The sequence below is a fragment of the Streptomyces sp. NPDC051207 genome (assembly GCF_040682395.1).
Classification (GTDB): Bacteria; Actinomycetota; Actinomycetes; order Streptomycetales; family Streptomycetaceae; genus Streptomyces.
In genome coordinates, this window is record NZ_JBFBAX010000007.1 from 143,316 (window position 1) to 160,880 (window position 17,565).

General features: G+C 75.2%; 16 protein-coding genes. 9 read left to right on the forward strand and 7 right to left on the reverse strand.

The window, feature by feature from the left end; genetic code table 11:
- The first annotated feature begins 12 nt into the window (after window positions 1-12).
- The 4 genes from AB0M97_RS10030 to AB0M97_RS10045 all read left to right on the forward strand — a co-directional run bounded on the left by AB0M97_RS10030 (window position 13) and on the right by AB0M97_RS10045 (window position 4,230).
- The gene (locus AB0M97_RS10030; RefSeq protein ID WP_365960281.1) at window positions 13-2,103 is read left to right on the forward strand and encodes an MFS transporter; all 2,091 of its coding nucleotides are present in this window, start codon (window positions 13-15) and stop codon (window positions 2,101-2,103) included.
- A gap of 195 nt (window positions 2,104-2,298) precedes the next feature.
- The gene (locus AB0M97_RS10035; RefSeq protein WP_365960282.1) at window positions 2,299-2,973 is read left to right on the forward strand and encodes a hypothetical protein; all 675 of its coding nucleotides are present in this window, start codon (window positions 2,299-2,301) and stop codon (window positions 2,971-2,973) included.
- Between the two features lie 4 nt (window positions 2,974-2,977).
- Window positions 2,978-3,619, forward strand: a complete 642-nt coding sequence (locus AB0M97_RS10040) for a hypothetical protein (RefSeq protein ID WP_365960283.1) — start codon at window positions 2,978-2,980, stop codon at window positions 3,617-3,619.
- A gap of 218 nt (window positions 3,620-3,837) precedes the next feature.
- Window positions 3,838-4,230, forward strand: a complete 393-nt coding sequence (locus AB0M97_RS10045; protein WP_365960284.1) for a hypothetical protein — start codon at window positions 3,838-3,840, stop codon at window positions 4,228-4,230.
- 30 nt (window positions 4,231-4,260) lie between these two features.
- On the opposite strand, the gene AB0M97_RS10050 is transcribed toward AB0M97_RS10045, so the two are convergent.
- Window positions 4,261-4,932, reverse strand: a complete 672-nt coding sequence (locus AB0M97_RS10050) for an O-methyltransferase (protein WP_365960285.1) — start codon at window positions 4,930-4,932, stop codon at window positions 4,261-4,263.
- A 78-nt stretch (window positions 4,933-5,010) separates the two neighbouring features.
- Between AB0M97_RS10050 and AB0M97_RS10055 the strand changes: the two genes are divergently transcribed.
- Window positions 5,011-5,181: a hypothetical protein gene (locus AB0M97_RS10055; protein WP_365960286.1), complete on the forward strand. Its 171-nt coding sequence runs from the start codon at window positions 5,011-5,013 to the stop codon at window positions 5,179-5,181.
- A 41-nt stretch (window positions 5,182-5,222) separates the two neighbouring features.
- On the forward strand, window positions 5,223-7,253 hold the full coding sequence (locus AB0M97_RS10060; RefSeq protein WP_365960287.1) for a bifunctional glycosyltransferase 87/phosphatase PAP2 family protein: 2,031 nt from the start codon (window positions 5,223-5,225) through the stop codon (window positions 7,251-7,253).
- Here AB0M97_RS10060 and AB0M97_RS10065 read toward each other — a convergent pair.
- The 6 genes from AB0M97_RS10065 to AB0M97_RS10090 form a co-directional block, all read right to left on the reverse strand.
- On the reverse strand, window positions 7,227-8,102 hold the full coding sequence (locus AB0M97_RS10065; protein WP_365960288.1) for an ECF transporter S component: 876 nt from the start codon (window positions 8,100-8,102) through the stop codon (window positions 7,227-7,229). The two genes, AB0M97_RS10060 and AB0M97_RS10065, sit on opposite strands and share 27 nt — an antisense overlap.
- Window positions 8,099-10,051 carry an ATP-binding cassette domain-containing protein gene (locus AB0M97_RS10070; RefSeq protein WP_365960289.1) on the reverse strand — a complete coding sequence of 651 codons (1,953 nt, stop codon included), beginning with the start codon at window positions 10,049-10,051 and terminating at the stop codon, window positions 8,099-8,101. Before AB0M97_RS10070 ends, AB0M97_RS10065 begins: the two co-directional genes overlap by 4 nt.
- A complete protein-coding gene (locus tag AB0M97_RS10075; protein WP_365960290.1) occupies window positions 10,048-11,196 on the reverse strand; it encodes an energy-coupling factor transporter transmembrane component T in 1,149 nt (382 codons plus the stop codon). The genes AB0M97_RS10070 and AB0M97_RS10075 overlap by 4 nt, the downstream gene beginning before the upstream one ends.
- A gap of 71 nt (window positions 11,197-11,267) precedes the next feature.
- Window positions 11,268-11,876: an SCO2322 family protein gene (locus AB0M97_RS10080; protein WP_365960358.1), complete on the reverse strand. Its 609-nt coding sequence runs from the start codon at window positions 11,874-11,876 to the stop codon at window positions 11,268-11,270.
- 23 nt (window positions 11,877-11,899) lie between these two features.
- Complete coding sequence (locus AB0M97_RS10085) at window positions 11,900-13,129, reverse strand: prenyltransferase/squalene oxidase repeat-containing protein (protein WP_365960291.1); 1,230 nt, start codon at window positions 13,127-13,129, stop codon at window positions 11,900-11,902.
- Between the two features lie 356 nt (window positions 13,130-13,485).
- Window positions 13,486-14,118, reverse strand: a complete 633-nt coding sequence (locus tag AB0M97_RS10090) for a TetR family transcriptional regulator (RefSeq protein ID WP_365960292.1) — start codon at window positions 14,116-14,118, stop codon at window positions 13,486-13,488.
- A gap of 236 nt (window positions 14,119-14,354) precedes the next feature.
- Here AB0M97_RS10090 and AB0M97_RS10095 point away from each other — a divergent pair, with 236 nt between their 5' ends.
- Genes AB0M97_RS10095 through AB0M97_RS10105 form a run of 3 tightly spaced genes read left to right on the forward strand, consistent with a single transcriptional unit; the run spans window position 14,355 to window position 17,541 of the window.
- On the forward strand, window positions 14,355-15,737 hold the full coding sequence (locus tag AB0M97_RS10095; protein WP_365960293.1) for a glycosyltransferase family 4 protein: 1,383 nt from the start codon (window positions 14,355-14,357) through the stop codon (window positions 15,735-15,737).
- Complete coding sequence (locus tag AB0M97_RS10100) at window positions 15,731-16,474, forward strand: methyltransferase domain-containing protein (protein ID WP_365960294.1); 744 nt, start codon at window positions 15,731-15,733, stop codon at window positions 16,472-16,474. The genes AB0M97_RS10095 and AB0M97_RS10100 overlap by 7 nt, the downstream gene beginning before the upstream one ends.
- The gene (locus tag AB0M97_RS10105; protein WP_365960295.1) at window positions 16,471-17,541 is read left to right on the forward strand and encodes a prenyltransferase; all 1,071 of its coding nucleotides are present in this window, start codon (window positions 16,471-16,473) and stop codon (window positions 17,539-17,541) included. The genes AB0M97_RS10100 and AB0M97_RS10105 overlap by 4 nt, the downstream gene beginning before the upstream one ends.
- Window positions 17,542-17,565 lie beyond the last annotated feature (24 nt).

The window sequence follows — 17,565 nt, forward strand, 5'->3', positions numbered from 1 at the left end:
CCGGAGGTCTTCATGGCCGAAGACGCGCACGGTACGACAGGAGAAGTGCGGCACCCGCAGCCCTCGGCGGGGGGGCCACCCGGGCAGGACGCCGCCACCGGGGAGCACGTGCCGGGGAACGTCCTGGTCTCCATCGGCGCCCTGCTCCTCGGCATGCTGCTCGCCGCCCTCGACCAGACCATCGTGTCGACCGCGCTGCCCACCATCGTCAGCGAACTCGGCGGCATGGACCACCTCTCCTGGGTGGTCACCGCGTACCTGCTCGCCGCGACGGCCGCCACCCCGCTGTGGGGCAAGCTCGGCGACCAGTACGGGCGCAAGCGGCTGTTCCAGACCGCCGTCGTGATCTTCCTGGCCGGCTCGGCGCTGTGCGGCATGGCGCAGAACATGGCCGAGCTGATCGCGTTCCGCGCCGTACAGGGCCTGGGCGGCGGCGGGCTGATCGTGCTGTCCATGGCCATCGTCGGCGACCTGGTGCCGCCCCGCGACCGCGGGCGGTACCAAGGCCTGTTCGGCGCGGTGTTCGGCGCGACCAGCGTCCTCGGACCGCTGCTGGGCGGCCTGTTCACCGAGCACCTGAGCTGGCGCTGGGTGTTCTACGTCAACCTGCCCGTCGGCGTCGTCGCGCTCGCCGTCATCGCCGCCGTCCTGCACATCCCGCGCCGGGCCACCCGGCACGTCATCGACTACCTCGGCACCTTCCTCATCGCGTCCGTCGCCACCTGCCTCGTGCTGGTCGCCTCCCTCGGCGGCACCACCTGGAGCTGGGCATCGCCGCAGATCATCGGGCTCGCGGTGCTCGGCGCCGTCCTCGCCGTCGCTTTCGTGGCCGTCGAACGCCGCGCCGCCGAACCCGTACTCCCCCTGAAGCTGTTCGGCATCCGCACCTTCACCCTGGCCGCCGTCATCAGCTTCGTCGTCGGCTTCGCCATGTTCGGCGCGATGACCTACCTGCCGACCTTCCTCCAGGTCGTGCAGGGCGTGACCCCGACCATGTCCGGCGTGCACATGCTGCCGATGGTGCTCGGCCTGCTGCTGGCGTCCACCGCGTCCGGCCAGATCGTCAGCCGCACCGGCCGCTGGAAGGTCTTCCCCGTCGCGGGCACCGGCGTCACCGCCCTCGGCCTGCTCCTGCTGCACCAGCTCGACCAGTACAGCCCCGCCTTCGAGATGAGCGCCTTCTTCTTCGTCTTCGGCCTGGGCCTCGGCCTGGTCATGCAGGTCCTCGTCCTGATCGTGCAGAACGCCGTCTCCTACCAGGACCTCGGCGTCGCCACCTCCGGCGCGACCTTCTTCCGGTCCATCGGCGCCTCGTTCGGCGTCGCCGTCTTCGGCACGATCTTCACCGGCCGCCTCGACGACCAGCTCACCGACGCCTTCCGGGGCGTCCGGCTCCCGCCCGGCGTCTCGGTGGACGCGCTGGAGGCCGACCCGCGCGGCATCGCCGCCCTGCCGTCCGCCCTGCGCCCGGCCGCCGTCGACGCCTACGCCACGTCCATCACCGACGTCTTCCTGTACGCCGCGCCCGTCGCCCTTGCCGGGTTCGTCCTGGCGTGGTTCCTGCACGAGGACCCGCTGCGCGGCTCGGTCACCGCACCCGACGTCACGGAGACCCTCGCCAGCAATCCCGTGGAGCGGTCCTCGTACGACGAGGTGTGCCGCGCGCTGTCCGTGCTCGGCACGCGCGAGGGCCGGCGCGAGGTCTACCGGAAGATCATCGAACGCGCCGGGTACGACCTGCTGCCCGCCGCGGGCTGGCTGCTGCTGCGCATCCGCAGGTACGGGACGGTGGAACCGGCCGTGCTCGCCGAGCGGACCTCCGTACCGCTGCAGGTCGTCATGGAGGGCGTACGGCAGGTCGAGGAACGCCGCCTCGCCGTGCGCGAGGGCCTCGACCTGTACCTCACCGAGCGGGGCCGGGAGATCGCCGACGACCTGGCGCGGGCCCGCGAGGAGTCGCTGGCCGAACTGCTCGGCGACTGGTGGGGCCCCGACCGCCCGCGCGACCTGATCCAGCTCGTGGCCGAGCTGAACGGCGAACTGTGCGGCTCGGAACGGGAACGCCCGCACGACAACCGGGCGGCCCCGACCCGCGCCGGGTGAGCGTCCCCGCCCGCCGTCCGGCACGCGGGGCGGCCGGATCCGCCCTCGGAGACCGGCGCTCGGGGCGGCCGGATCCGCCACCGGCTCGCCGGGGAGCGCCGTCGTGCGTCGTTTGGCGGCGGTCCGCCGGGCTACCCGTCCGGTGAACCGGCTAGGCAAGGAGAGCCGGTCCGGTCGAGAATCCGGAAGGCATTCATGTCCACTGGCCTGATCATTGCTCTGATCGTGATTGCGGCGGTCGTGATCCTCGCGGTCGCCCTGACCCTGCGCGCCCGGCGCACCCGGAGCGGGCCGGACCTGAGGCAGCGCTTCGGGCCCGAGTACGACCACACCGTGGCCCGGCACGACGGGGACACCAAGGCCGCCGAGCGGGAACTCGCCGAGCGCCTCGAGCGCCACGGCAACCTGCGGGAACGGCCGCTGGAACCGGCCGAGCGCGAGCAGTACGAGGCGCGCTGGGCGGCCGCGCAGGAGCGCTTCGTCGACTCCCCGCGTGAGGCCGTCGCCGAGGCGGACCGGCTGCTCGCGGACCTGGCCGGCGCCCGTGGCTTCCCGAACGGCGGGCAGTACGAGGAGCAGCTCGCCGCGCTGTCCGTGCACCACGCCGGGCACGTCGACGGCTACCGCCGCGTGCACCGCGCGGCGCGCGCGCACCCGGACGGCACGCGGGACGGCGCCCCCGGCACCGGCCTCGGCACCGAGGAGATGCGCGAGGCCATGGTCCAGGCGCGGGCCCTCTTCGACGACCTGATCTCCGACTCCCGGGGTGACCACGGCCGCCACCGCGCCGGAAGCGACGTCGAACGGCACACCACTCGCCGCGGCCACATGCCGTCGGTCCTGCACGGCCGCCGCACGAAGGAGGGCTGACGCGATGACGCATCCCACGGGCCCGATCGGCGGCATACCGCCGCGCGGCGGCGACAACGACCGGGACGCGCGGGGCGAGACCTCGCTCGGCACCCCGGCAGACACCACGGACCGCACCACCGGCACGGCATCCCGCGGACCGGGGAACGCGGGAGCGGGAACGGGCGCCGGGACGGGCGTACGGCCGGGCAGCGCGCCCGGAGCGGCACGCGCGGGCGCGACGGCGACCGGCGGCCCCGGCGCGGGCGGTACGAGCGGTACGGCAACGGGGGCCACCCCCGGCACCGAAGGCACCACTGGCACGACGGGCACCCACCGCACCACAGGCGGCAAGGACGCCACCGCCGGAACGGGCGGGAGCCTCCTGCCGCAGGACGAGTGCGACCGGCTGGCGCTGCGGATGCAGCAGGCGGCGGCGGGGTTCGTGGACGGGCCGCGGGACGCCGTGGAGGAGGCCGACCACGTGCTGGAGGACATCGTCGCCCACTTCACGGAGGCGATGACGAACCGGCGCCGCGGCCTGCGCTCCTCCTGGCAGCCCGACGGCACCACGACCGGCTCCGAAGGCCCGGCGGGCGACACCGAGCAACTCCGCCTGGCCCTCAAGGACTACCGGGACCTCGCGGAGCGCCTGCTGCGCGTGTGAGACGACGCCCGCCCGCCGCCCCGTCACGGCCGGGACCGGGTGCTCCCGCCACTGCCGCACGACGTCGAGGACGTCGTGCGGCAGTGGCCGTGGTGAGGCCGTTGCGCCGGACGCCGCGGCGCCGGTCGATCTATCATGCGGCGGCGGCGGTGTGCCAACGGGGCGACCGCGCACGGTCGTTGCGGGCGGCCGTACCGGGAGTCCCAGGAGGAGCGCTCGTGCTCGAACTCACCATGGCCGCCGTCTCCGCGGCGGACGAGGGCGCCACGGCCGGCATGCTCATGGCCGACGCGCCCAGCGAGCCGGGCACCGTGCTGCGGGTGGGCCGCGACACGTCCCTGTGCCGGCTGTCGACGCCGGACGACTGGCTGTTCGTCTCCCGCGTGCACCTGGAGTTCCTGTGCGGCCCGGACGGCGGCTGGCAGATGACGTGGCTGCGCGGCTCGCAGCCGGAACCGTCCTCGGAGGTCCGGCTGACCGTCGCGGGCGAGGTCCGTGCCGTGTCCTACGGCGGGGTGGTGCCGCTGCCGAGGGGCGGCAGCGGCGAGGTCGTGATCCAGGACCGCACCGCCCCGCGCAGCGTCAACGTGGGCTTCTACCACGACATGTGACGCCGGGCCGGGACCTTCCCGGCCGGGGCCTCAGCCGAGCACGCGCGCGAGGGCGAAACCGTCGTAGCCCTTGCTGCCGACCGTCTGGACGGCCGTACCGCTCAACCGCGGGTGGCTGCCGATGAGTTCGACGGCGGCGCGGGTGCCCCGCACGTCCGGCTCGGTGCTGCCGGGGTCGGCGACCCGGCCGCCGCGCACCACGTTGTCGACGACGATCAGGCTGCCCGCGCGGGTCAGCCGCAGGGCCCACTCCACGTAGTGCGCGTTGTTGGCCTTGTCGGCGTCGATGAAGACCAGGTCGAACGGCGGGGGGTGCTCGTCGGCGAGCTTCGGCAGCGACTCCAGGGCGGGGCCCACCCGCACCTCCACGATGCCGTCCAGGCCCGCGCGGGCGATGTTGCGGGTGGCGACCTCGGCGTGCAGCGGGTTGTACTCCAGGGAGATCAGCCGTCCGTCGGCGGGCAGGGCGCGGGCCAGCCAGATGGTGCTGTAGCCGCCCAGGGTGCCGATCTCCAGGATGGTGCGGGCGCCCTGCACCTGGGCGAGGAGCTGGAGCAGCTTGCCCTGCGTCGCGGTGACGCCGACCTGCGGCAGGCCGGCCGCGGTGCTGTCGCGCAGGGCGGCGGCGAGGGCGTCGTCGTCGGCTGCGAGGTGGCGGGTGAAGTAGTCGTCGACGTCGTCCCAGAGCTGCGAGTCGCTCATGCGCACATGCCTTTCGTGGACCTGCCCTGACCCTTTGGATGACCTGACTAGCTGGACCAACGGGTGGTGGGGGCGTCCGTGTTCCCCCGTCACCGATTTTCGGCCGCACGGAGCAGACTCCGCGCCGACGCCGACGCCGACGCCGACGCCGACGCCGACGCCGGGGCGGCAGGCGAGGACGAGGTGAAAGGCCGGCCGGTCGCGTCCCCCTTCCCGAAGGATGCGCACCTCCTAAGGTTCGTGAAGTGATCCCAAGTGGGACTTCATCGGACAGAAGGGGCGGGCGAGGCGTGGTGGAGGCGGAGCGTGCCGGGGGCGCGGCGGAGGGGTTCCGGGTGGCTGCCGCAGGCGCGACCGCCCGGATGCGCGCCGCCCGCCTCGCGCTGTGGGCCGTCGCCGCGATCCTCGCCGTACGGCAGTCGGCCGTCGTCCTGCGCACCCCGCGCGGGGAGCGCCTCACGGACCTGGAGACCCGGCTCGGCCCGGCCGGCGTCCTGCACGCCACCGGCTCCCTCTACGGCTCCACCCGCTTCACCGGCACCCCGTTCTCCGGCCTCCTCCTCAAACCCCTCACCCGCGCCGCCGAGCAGGCCCTCGGCGGGGGCTGGGTCTTCGGCTCGCTCCTCCTCGCCGTCGCCCTCGGCCTCGTCGCCGCGCGCGCCCTGCCCCGCCCCGTCAGCCGCCGTACGTCCCTCCTGGCCGCCCCCGTGGCGGTCAGTCTGCTCATGCTGTCGCTGCCGGTCCGCAACACCCTCTGGCTCGGCCAGACCAGCATCGTCCCGGTCCTGCTCGTCCTCCTGGGCTGTTTCGCCGCCCGCGGCCGGCGGACCGGCGGCGCCCTGATCGGCGTGGCCGCCGCTCTCCAGCCGACCGTCCTGCTCTTCGTCCCCCTGCTGCACTTCACCGGCCGCAGCCGCGCGGCAGCCGCCACCGCCGCCACGTTCGCGGCGGCCACCGCGCTCACCTGGGCGGCGATGCCGCACGACTCGTACACCTACTGGGTGCACCACGTGGCCGGCGTCGGCCTCGGCGGCCCGGCCGACGACCTCGCCAACCAGTCCCTGCACGGTGCCCTGCTCCGCCTCGGCCTGACCGGCCCGCCGGAGATCGCCCTCTTTCTGGCGCTGGGCGCGGCCGTGGCCGTGCTCGGCGTGCGGCGCGCGGTGCGCTGCGCCCGCGACGGCCAGCTCCTGCTCGCCGTGGCGATCACCGGCTGCGCCGCCGTCGCGGTGTCGCCGACGGCCTGGCAGCACCAGGTGCTGTGGGTGCTGCTCGCGGTCGTCGGCCGCGTCGGCCGGCGGGCCCGGGACCGCTGGGTCTGGCCGGTCACCGTCGTCCTGGTGATGACGCTGCCGGCGACGATGCTGCTGCCGGACCTGACGGTGCTGCACCCGCTGCGCGAGAACGCCGTCCTGGTCGTGGCGCTGGCCGCCGCCACCGCCGTACCGTTCCTGCCGCGCACCTCGCCGTACTACCGGTCGCCGGTCCCGGCGGAGCGCGCGGCGCCGGTCCCGGCCCGGTTCCGGCACGTGCCCCTCGTACCGGCGCTGCGTCGCACGGTGACCCGCCCGAACCTCCTCCTCGAACTGCTCCTGATCCGCGTCACGTACGCCGCGTACGCGCAGGTGCGGCTGGCGGCGGCCGGCGGGCGGGAGCGCGCCGAGGAGCACGGGTGGCAGATCCTCGGCCTGGAGAGATTCCTGCGCCTGGACATCGAGTACGCGGTGAACCACGCCGTGGTGCGGACCGGCCGGCTGCGGGACTTCTTCGACTTCTACTACACGTCGTTCCACTTCGCCGTCCCGCTCGCGGTGCTCGGCGTCCTGTACTGGCGCCGCCCGGCCGACTACCGCTGGGCGCGTTCCGCGCTGGGCTTCGCCACACTGCTCGCGCTGGCCGGCTTCTGGCTGTACCCGCTGGCGCCGCCGCGCCTGATGCCGGGCTTCGGGATCGTCGACACGGTGCACGGCGCGCAGGACTTCTCCCGGCCGGACTACGGCACGCTGACCGCGCTGACCAACCAGTACGCGGCGATGCCGTCCCTGCACTTCGGCTGGTCGCTGTGGTGCGGCCTGGTGATCGCGGTGGTCGCGCCGAAGGCGTGGATGAAGGCGCTCGGCCTGCTGCACCCGCTGTTCACGGCGTCGGCGATCGTGGCGACCGGCAACCACTGGGTCCTGGACGCGCCGGGCGGCGCCCTGGTGGTCGGCGCGGGCTTCGGCCTGACGTACGTGCTCCGGGGTCCGAGGGCGCGGACACCCGCAGCGGCGGCCCGCACCACCGGCCAAGCGGACTCACCCTGCGCCTCGCCCCGGACGTGACCGCCCGTACGCCCCGTCCTGCTCGCCGCGCGCCTCGAACGCGACCGGCGCCTCGAAGGCCGCCCGGCGCGTGGCGCGGCGCAGGGCGCGCAGGACCGGGGCGCCCAGCGTCATCGTCAGGACGACGGTGACGACCGCGCGGCCGAGGTCCCAGCCGAGCGAGGTGGCCAGGCAGTAGGCCAGGAAACGCGCCAGGTTGACGGGGACCGCCGCGTCCGGGTCGAAGGCGATGTGGGAGGACAGGGCGGCGAGGAAGGGCCAGCCCGCCATGTTCATCACCGTGCCGTAGGCGAAGGCCGCCAGGAAGCCGTACGCGGCCAGCAGGAGCAGTTCCGCACGGCCGCGCAGCCGGTCCGCGCCCGGCAGCAGGCCCGCGCCCATCGTGAACCAGCCCATCGCCAGCATCTGGAACGGCATCCACGGCCCCACCCCGCCCGTGAGCAGCGCCGACGCGAACATCGTCACCGCGCCCAGCACGAAGCCGAAGCCCGGCCCGAGGACCCGGCCGCTGAGCACCAGCAGGAAGAACATCGGCTCGATGCCGGCCGTGCCCGCCCCGATGGGCCGCAGGGCGGCGCCGGTCGCCGCGAGCACGCCCAGCATCGACACGGCCTTCGGGCCGAGCCCCGTCTCCGAGATCGTCGCCGCCGCCACCGCGACCAGCAGCACCAGCAGCCCCGCGAACAGCCACGGCGCGTCCTGGGCGTGCGCCGCGACCTGCGAGTCCGGCGGCGCGAGGAACGGCCAGCCGACGGCCACCACCCCGACCGCGCCGACGAGCAGCAGCGCGGCGACCGAGCGGGGCCCGAGCCGAACACCCCGGACCTGCCGCTGCACCCGCCCGGTCACGAGACTGCCCCGGGCGAGTCCGCCGCCCCGGGTGACCCCGGCGCCTCGGGTGACCTGGGCGAGTCCGCCGCCCCGGGTGAACCGGGCGACCCCGGCGAGTCCGCCGACCCGGGCGACGCCGAGGGCCCCCGCGACCCACCGGCCGAGTCCGCCGTCCCCGCCGGCCCCGGCGAATCCACGGCTGCCACCCCCGCGGCCCGTCCCAGTGCCTCGCCCACCTGTCCCACCGTCAGCCACCGCTGCGGCGCCAGGATCTTCGCCACCTGTGGCGCGAAGGACGGGGACGACACCACGACCTCGGCCGTCGGTCCGTCGGCGATCACCTCGCCGTCGGCCAGCAGCACGACCCGGTGGGCGACCTCGGCGGCCAGCTCGACGTCGTGCGTGGCCAGGACGACGGCGTGACCCTCGGCGGCCAGCTCGCGCAGCAGTCCGACCAGGCGGGCCTTCGCCGCGTAGTCCAGGCCGCGGGTCGGCTCGTCCAGCAGGAGCAGCGACGGGCGCGCGGTCAGCACGACGGCCAGCGCGAGGGTGAGGCGCTGCCCCTCGGAGAGGTCACGCGGGTGCGTGCCGTCGCCGACGCCGGGCAGGAGCGCGGACAGCAGGGCCCGGCAGGTGCCGGGTTCCGCGTCCGCGTCCCGGTCGGCGGCCCGGCACTCCGCGGCGACCGTGTCGGCGTACAGCAGGTCGCGCGGCTCCTGCGGTACGAGCCCGGCGCGCCGCACGAGGTCGCGCGGTGCCGTCCGGTGCGGTACGGCGCCGCCGACGCGCACGGAACCGGCGGCCGGCTCGACGAGGCCGACCAGCGCGCCGAGCAGCGTGGACTTCCCGGCGCCGTTGCGGCCCATCAGGGCGACGGTCTCGCCGGGGGAGACGGCGAGGTCGACGTGGCGCAGCGCCTGGACGCGGCCACGGTGCACGGCGAGGGAGCGGACCTCCGCCACGTGCGGGGCAGTTGGATCGGCCGGGGTACGACGGCGCAGCAAACGCCGGACGGCGACGGAGCGGGGGCGGCGCGCCGACGTCACCCCGGACGCCGCGCCGGTCGCCGGCCGACGAGGGCCCACCTCGGGCACCTCACCGGTCGTCGGCGCCGGCATCACCCTCGGCGTCGCGTCGCCCGCGATCTCCCTGCCCGCCAGCCGCTCGCGCAGCGGTGCCGCCCGGCGCCGGGCGTCCCGTACCGTCAGGGGCGGCGGTGACCAGCCCGCCACCCGGCCCAGCCCCACCACCGGCGGATACACCGGCGACACGGCCATCACCTCCGCCGGTTCGCCCACCACCGGCGCCGCGCCCGGCTCCGGCAGCAGGACGACCCGGTCGGCGTACTGCACGACCCGCTCCAAGCGGTGCTCGGCCAGCAGCACCGTCGTACCGAGGTCGTGCACCAGCCGCAGCAGGACGGCCAGGACCTCCTCCGCCGCGGCGGGGTCCAGCGCCGACGTCGGCTCGTCGAGGACCAGCACCGACGGGTGCGGAGTGAGGACGGAGCCGATGGCGACCCGCTGCCGCTGGCCCCCGGAGAGCGTGGCGATGGAACGGTCCCGCAGATCCGCGAGCCCCAGCAGGTCCAGCGTCTCCTCCACCCGGCGCCGCATCACGTCCGGGGCCAGCCCCAGCGACTCCATGCCGTACGCCAGTTCCTCCTCCACCGTGTCCGTCACGAAGTGGGCCAGCGGGTCCTGGCCCACCGTGCCGACGAGGTCGGCGAGATCACGCGGCTTGTGGGTGCGGGTGTCCCGGCCGGCGACGGTGACCCGGCCGCGCAGCGTGCCGCCCGTGAAGTGCGGGACGAGACCGCCGACCGCGCCGAGCACGGTCGACTTGCCGACCCCCGACGGCCCGGCGAGCAGCACGAGTTCACCTTCCGGGACCTCGAAGTCGATGCCCGTCACGGCGGGCCCGGCCGCGCCGTCGTACGTCACGGAGACATCCTCGAAGCGGATCACGACTGCTCCCCGGGCGGTGGGGTCGGGGCCGGTGCGGCGAACGCGGGCACCAGGCCCAGCAGCACGGCCGCGGCCGGCCAGAGCGGGAGAGAGGGGGTGACGAGCGGGACGACCCCCGGGTGCAGGGCGGCCGGATCGTGTACGGCGGCGAGCGCGAGCGCGGCGGCCACGGCGGCCCCGGACCCGGCGACCAGCCATGCGCGGGCGTCCCAGCGGTCCGGGCGGTACCGGGTGCGCAGCGAGCGGCGCCCGCCGAGCCGCAGCCCCGCCAGCGCCGTCACCACCCCGGCGAGCAGCACCGGCAGCCCGTACGCGCCGCCCTCCGCGGTCAGCGTCCCGTACGTGCCCGCGCACACCCCGAGCAGGCCGCCCAGGGTGAGCGCGGCGGTCGTACGGCGTACGGCGGCGGGGACCCGGGCGGTACGGCCGTAGCCGCGGGCGTCCATCGCGGCGGCGAGCGCGACCGAGCGTTCCAGCGCGCCCTCCAGGACCGGCAGGGCGACCTGGAGCAGGCCCCTGAGGCCCTTGTCGGGGCGGCCCCGCAGGCGGCGGGCGGCGCGCAGGCGGTGGACGTCGGCGATGAGGTTCGGGGCGAAGGTGAGGGCGACGACGACGGCGACGCCCGTCTCGTACAGCGCGCCGGGCAGGGACTTGAGGAGGCGGGAGGGGTTGGCGAGGGCGTTCGCGGCGCCGACGCAGATGAGGAGCGTGGCCAGTTTCAGGCCGTCGTACAGGGCGAAGACGAGCGGCTCCAGGGTGACCTCGCCGCCGAGCCGGATGCCCTGCGCCCAGGCCGGGAGGGGCACTTCGGGGAGGACGAGCACGGTGCGGGTGCCCGGGACGGGCGAGCCCAGGACCACCGTGAAGGCGAGGCGGACGACCAGGACGGCGAGGGCGAGCCGGAGGAAGCTGCCGTAGGAGCGGGCCCAGGGGGCGTCGGGGCGGCGGGCCGCGACGACGTACGCCGAGACGGCCGTGAGGAGGGTGAGCAGGAGGGGGTTGGTGGTGCGGGTGGCCGCGACGCCCAGCGATATCGCCCACAGCCACCAGGCACCGGGGTGCAGTTGAGCGCGGGAGCGCTGCCCGGGGGCCGGGTCACTCGCCGGCGCGGGCCGGGTCCCGCCGGGCAGCCCGCCGCTAGGCATGCCCGTCCCCAGCGCCGGGACGGGCACCGCCCGGGCGGCCCAGCGACCCGCCGCGGCACGGCACCCCACCACTACCCATGCCTGCGCCGCACCTGCCACACCGCCCCCGCTGCCAGCGCGGCGACCAGTGCCCCGCCGGCCACCAGGCCCAGCGACGGTCCGCTGTCCGTGGCGGGCTGCCGCTTCCCGGATTCCCGGTGCGCGACCTGCTCCCCGCACCCCCGCTTCGGGTACCCGCCGATCGCGCACAGCAGGGCGTTCGTGTCGTAGCGCAGGGGCTTGGCCACCGCGGCCAGCGCGTCGGAGGTCGTCGCGCCGGGGGAGACGCTCGCGCAGGCCGTGCGCGCGGGGGGCGGGGTCTCCCCGGCCGGGGCGTCGGCCCTGGTGCCGAAGTCGAGGACCAGGGCGACCCGCTTCCTGCCCTCCCGCTCGGGGGTCGACGCGCAGATCGCCGCGAAGCCGGCCGTGCCGCGCGGGCGGGCCGCGTCACCGGAGTTCTCGCTCACCGCGAAGCGGAAGCCCTGGACGTCGCCGTCGGAGGGGCGGGCGGTCGACGGACCCCGCGTGGCGTACGTCCAGCGGTCGCCGTCGCGGTCCCAGAAGGACCAGTAGCGGTAGTCCGCGGCCTGCGCCTGGCCCGCGCCCGCACCCGTGCACAGGACCAACACGGCCACGAGCAGGGCCCATGGACGGCGGCGGCCGGTCACGGCTGCTGCTTCCGGGTGCGGCCGCTCAGCAGGAAGCCGAAGCCGATGCCGACGACCAGGCACACGCCCACGTACCACCACACGCCGAACGGCGAGGAGCCGTCCTCCCCCTTGTCTTCCTCGTTCTTCTCCCCGCTCTCCTCGGCCGCCTTCTCGCTCTGCGGGGCCGGGCCCGTCGCGTTCAGCTGCTTCACGAGGTCCCTGCCGCCGAAGTCGCGCGGGTCCGTGCCCATGGCGTGGGACGCGAGGATCAGCTGGGCCCAGGCGGCGGGGCCGCTCTGCCCGGCCCAGGCGGCGGAGTTCTTCCGCAGCCAGTCCAGGGATTTGCCCGCCTGGCCGGTGGCGCCGTGCGCGGCGAGGGTGACGACGGCGTCGGCGGTGTTGCCGACGTCCGGGCCGCCGGACCCGGCGAGGGTCAAGTGGCCGGTCTTGGCAAGGGACTTGGTGAGGTACGCGACACCGTTGGCGGCGGCCCGCTCCGGGGTGGCCCGTCCGGTGTCCGTGCAGGAGGGCGCCGGGGCCGTACCGGCCTTCTTGCCGGGCTCCACCACCAGGCCCTTGCCCAGGGCACCGAGGACACCCGCGGCCGTGGCGTCGGCGTTGGCGGCGAGCCTGCCCTTCTTGTCGGGCTGGAAGGCGAACGCGCCCGCGTCCGCGCCCTCGCAGGGCAGGGCGAGCGCGAGGAGGGCGTCGTAGGGGGACTTGCCGCCCTTCACCACGTCGGCGGGCTTCTCGCCGGCCGAGGCGAGGGCGCCGACGACGACGGACGTGGAGTTGGTTTCGCTGGCGCCGCCGGGCACGTAGCCCCAGCCGCCGTCCGCGTTCTGCACGGACTTCAGCCAGTCGACGGCCTCGCCGGCGGCGGTGTCGTGGCCGCCGAGCGCGGTGAGGGCCTGGACGGCGGCGGCCGTGTTGTTGGTGTCGACCGTGGTCCTGGCGTCGCAGGGCTTGGCCGGGTCGGCGCGGTACGGGGCGAAGGCGCCGTTCGCGCACTGCTGCGCCAGCAGCCAGTCGACGGCCTTCGGCGCGGGCCGCACGCCCGCCGTGTCCTGGGCGAGCAGCGCGAGGGACTGGCGCCAGACACCGTCGTACGTCGGGTCGGCCTTGCCGTACAGGCCGGACGGGAGGGCCGCGGACGGCGACGGGGACGAGTCGGCGGCGGCCGGTGCGGCGGCACCGATCACGGCGGTGGCGGCCAGGACCGCGGCGCTGCGGCGGACGTTCATGATCGGCGGGTGCCTCTCCCTGCGGGGGAGCCGGGCAGCACGGGATGCCCCCGGCGGCTCGGCTCCGTGTACCTCGACGGTGCCGTGCTCCGGCGGACTGCCGGGCACGTGGGCCGTTCACGCACCGTACGGGGCGATCCGGCTCACCACCCGGGGGCGGTTCACGGACAGGGGCGTCCCCGGGTCGAGCGGCGTCGAGACGCGGGGAGGGGCGGCGCCGGAACTGCACCGGCTTCCCCCGTACGGGTGTGATGACGACTCGCCACTCTACCCGCCCGTAGGGAGCGGACCGCGGGGAGAGGGGCGACCACCGGGCCCGCACTGCCGCTCCCGGCGACCGGCCGCGGTCCCGCCGTCTAACCGTCCCGCCGGGCCCCCGCGGGCCCGATGAGACGGCACGCCGTCTCGATGTCCCTCTGCACCTCCGCTGTCGACGCCCGGCCCGACAGCCAGGTGATGAGGGCCGAGTGCCAGGTGTGCTCGATGACGCGGATCGCGGACAGCTCGTCGGGGCTCGGGGCGGGGCGGCCCGCCGCCTCCAGGATGATCGCCGTCGTCCGGCGGGAGACCTGTTCCACCTCCGTGCTCACGCTGCGGTCCGCGAACGTCAGGGCCCGCACCATCGCCTCGGCCAGGTGCGGCCGGCGCTGGAGCGCGTGGAAGGCGCGCATCAGCGTCTCCGCGACCCGCTCGGCCGCCGTCTCGCCCGCCGGCGGGTGCTTACGGAGCGTGCCGTGCAGCCGGGTCAGCTGGTCCTGCATCGTGGCGACCAGCAGATGGACCTTGGACGGGAAGTAGCGGTACAGGGTGCCGAGGGCGACCTGCGAGGACTCCGCGACCTCCCGCATCTGCACCGCGTCGAACCCGCCCCGCGCGGCCAGTTGCGCGGTCGCGCGCAGGATGCGGCGGCGGCGCGCCTCCTGCCGTTCGGTGAGCGGGGCGGCGGCCGGTCCCGCCGCGCCCGCCTCCGCTGTGGATCCCGCAGCCATGGTGCCGTTCCGTCCGTTCCGTGCGTTCCCGTGCGTTCCGCGACAGTCGGTGAGGGCGAGTGGTCGCACGGCATGCCGGGGTCGCACACCGTGGCACGAATCACCCGGTCCGCCGGCCACAGCGCCCCTACCTGCCGGTAGATTCGGAGCCTCTCGAACGATCAAGTCTGAAACTTGTTCTAGATTAGCGTCCCGTCGTAATCTCGCGGGACAGTGCAGGCAGAAGGGGGCCCAGAGTGACCGCTGAGGCCAGGGAGGCGGCGCCCCCGGAGGGCCCCGCTGCCGACGGCAGGCGACCGCTCCGCATCGCGCTCCTCACGTACAAGGGAAACCCGTTCTGCGGCGGCCAGGGCGTCTACGTCCGGCACCTGTCCCGCGAACTGGCCCGGCTCGGGCACCGCGTGGAGGTCATCGGCGCCCAGCCCTACCCCGTCCTCGACGTCCTCGGCGAGGGCCGCGGCGGACCGGTCCTCACCGAGCTGCCCAGCCTCGACCTCTACCGCCAGCCGGACCCCTTCCGCACCCCGAGGCGCGACGAGTACCGCGACTGGATCGACGCCCTCGAGGTGGCCACCATGTGGACCGGCGGCTTCCCCGAGCCGCTCACCTTCTCGCTGCGCGCCCGCCGCCATCTGCGCGCCCGCCGCGGCGACTTCGACGTCGTCCACGACAACCAGACGCTCGGCTACGGCCTCCTCGGCGACCTCGGCGCGCCCCTGGTCACCACCATCCACCACCCCATCACCGTCGACCGGCGGCTGGAGCTGGACGCCGCCCGGAGCCGGCGACGACGGTACGCCGTGCGCCGCTGGTACGCCTTCACCCGCATGCAGAAGCGCGTCGCGCGCCGGCTGCCGTCGGTGCTGACCGTGTCCGGCACCTCCCGCCAGGAGATCGTCGACCACCTCGGCGTGCGCGACGACCGCATCCACGTCGTCCACATCGGCGCCGACACCGACCTGTTCTCGCCCGATCCGTCGGTGCCGCAGGTGCCCGGGCGGATCGTGACGACGTCCAGCGCCGACGTACCGCTCAAGGGCCTGGTCTTCCTGGTCGAGGCGCTCGCCAAGGTGCGCACCGAGCACCCCGCCGCGCACCTCGTCGTCGTCGGCAAGCAGCCCACGGACGGGCCGGTCGCGCGGGCCGTCGAACGCTACGGCCTCGGCGGCGCCGTCCGGTTCGTCAAGGGCATCTCCGACGCCGAACTGGTCGACCTGGTGCGCTCGGCGCAGATCGCCTGCGTGCCGTCGCTGTACGAGGGCTTCTCGCTGCCCGCCGCCGAGGCCATGGCCACCGGCACCCCGCTGCTCGCCACGACCGGCGGCGCGATCCCCGAGGTCGCCGGCCGCGACGGCGAGACGTGCCTGGCCGTGCCGCCCGGCGACGCGGACGCGCTGGCCGCGGGACTGAGCCGTCTGCTCGGCGATCCCGGGCTGCGCGCGCGGCTCGGCTCGGCCGGGCGGGAGCGGGTGCTGCGCCACTTCACCTGGGCGCGGGCCGCCGAGGGCACGGTCGCCCGCTACCGGGAGGCCATCGCCGCCGCGTCCCGCACCGGCGCACCCGGGGCCCCCACCCCCGATGTTGACAGCGTCTACCCCGAAAGCAGGGCCACGTGCTGACCGTCGACTTCTCCCGGTTCCCCCTCGCACCGGGCGACCGGGTCCTGGACCTCGGCTGCGGTGCCGGACGGCACGCGTTCGAGTGCTACCGGCGCGGCGCGCGGGTCGTGGCGCTGGACCGCAACGGCGAGGAGATCCGCGAGGTCGCCAAGTGGTTCGCGGCGATGAAGGAGGCCGGTGAGGCGCCCGAGGGCGCGACCGCCACCGCCATGGAGGGCGACGCCCTCGCGCTGCCCTTCCCGGACGACTCCTTCGACGTCGTCATCATCTCCGAGGTGATGGAGCACATCCCCGACGACAAGGGCGTCCTCGCCGAGATGGTGCGGGTGCTCAGGCCCGGCGGCCGGATCGCCGTCACCGTCCCGCGCTACGGCCCCGAGAAGGTCTGCTGGGCGCTGTCCGACGCCTACCACGAGGTCGAGGGCGGCCACATCCGCATCTACCGGGCGGACGAACTGCTCGCCAGGATGCGCGAGGCCGGCCTCAAGCCGTACGGCACGCACCACGCGCACGCGCTGCACTCGCCGTACTGGTGGCTGAAGTGCGCGTTCGGCGTCGACAACGACAAGGCACTGCCCGTGCGGGCGTACCACAAGCTGCTGGTCTGGGACATCATGAAGAAGCCGCTCGCCACCCGGGTCGCCGAGCAGGCGCTGAACCCGCTGATCGGCAAGAGCTTCGTGGCGTACGCGACCAAGCCGCACCTGCCCCGCGTGGCCGAGGCGGACGCCACGTGACCACTCCCCGGACGGAGCACCTGGTCCTGCCCGGGGTGCTGACCGCCGAGCAGGCCGCCAGGACCGTGCGCGGCATCCTCGCCGGGCAGCGCCCGGACGGCGCCATCCCGTGGTTCCGGGGGCATCACCTGGACCCGTGGGACCACGTCGAGGCGGCGATGGCGCTGGACGCGGCCGGTGAACACGCCGCGGCGGAACGGGCGTACACCTGGCTGGCCCGGCACCAGAACGAGGACGGCTCCTGGTACGCCGCCTATGCCGACGGCGACGCGCGCGAGGTCACCGACCGCGGCCGGGAGACCAACTTCGTCGCGTACCCGGCCGTCGGCGTGTGGCACCACTACCTGTCCACGGGCGACGACACGTTCCTGGACCGCATGTGGCCGGTCGTGTACGCGGCCGTCGAGTTCGTGCTGCGGCTCCAGCAGCCCGGCGGCCAGATCGGCTGGCGGCGGGACGACGACGGCACCGACACCGCGGACGCGCTGCTGACCGGCTCGTCGTCCGTTCACCACGCGCTGCGCTGCGCGCTCGCCATCGCCGAGCAGCGTGAAGAACCGCAACCCGACTGGGAGTTGGCGGCGGGCGCGCTGCGGCACGCGATCCGCAGGCACCCGGAGCGGTTCCTCGACAAGGACCGCTACTCGATGGACTGGTACTACCCGGTGCTGGGCGGCGCGCTGACCGGCGCCGAGGCCAAGGCCCGCGTCGAGGACGGCTGGGACCGCTTCGTGGTGCCCGGCCACGGGGTGCGGTGCGTGGTGCCGAACCCCTGGGTGACGGGCGGCGAGTCGGCCGAACTCGCCCTGGCGCTGTGGGCGACGGGCGAGTCCGACCGGGCGCTGGAGATCCTGCAGTCGATCCAGCATCTGCGCGACCCGGAAACCGGCCTGTACTGGACCGGCCGCGTCTTCGACGAGGGCGTCATATGGCCGCGGGAACTCACCACCTGGACGGCCGGCTCACTGCTGCTGGCCGTCGCCGCGCTCGGCGGTCACGACGCCACCTGCGCGGTCTTCGGCGGCGAGCACCTGCCGACGGGGCTCGACCCGGACTGCTGCGACTGACGGGCGGGCCCGTGCGGCGCCGCG

Coding starts and splice junctions, on each gene's coding strand:
- AB0M97_RS10040 (WP_365960283.1), top strand. CDS start 2,978: ATGACGCATCCCACGGGCCCGATCGGCGGCATACCGCCGCGCGGCGGC.
- AB0M97_RS10035 (WP_365960282.1), top strand. CDS start 2,299: ATGTCCACTGGCCTGATCATTGCTCTGATCGTGATTGCGGCGGTCGTG.
- AB0M97_RS10090 (WP_365960292.1), bottom strand. CDS start 14,118: ATGGCTGCGGGATCCACAGCGGAGGCGGGCGCGGCGGGACCGGCCGCC.
- AB0M97_RS10050 (WP_365960285.1), bottom strand. CDS start 4,932: ATGAGCGACTCGCAGCTCTGGGACGACGTCGACGACTACTTCACCCGC.
- AB0M97_RS10030 (WP_365960281.1), top strand. CDS start 13: ATGGCCGAAGACGCGCACGGTACGACAGGAGAAGTGCGGCACCCGCAG.
- AB0M97_RS10085 (WP_365960291.1), bottom strand. CDS start 13,129: ATGAACGTCCGCCGCAGCGCCGCGGTCCTGGCCGCCACCGCCGTGATC.
- AB0M97_RS10075 (WP_365960290.1), bottom strand. CDS start 11,196: ATGCCTAGCGGCGGGCTGCCCGGCGGGACCCGGCCCGCGCCGGCGAGT.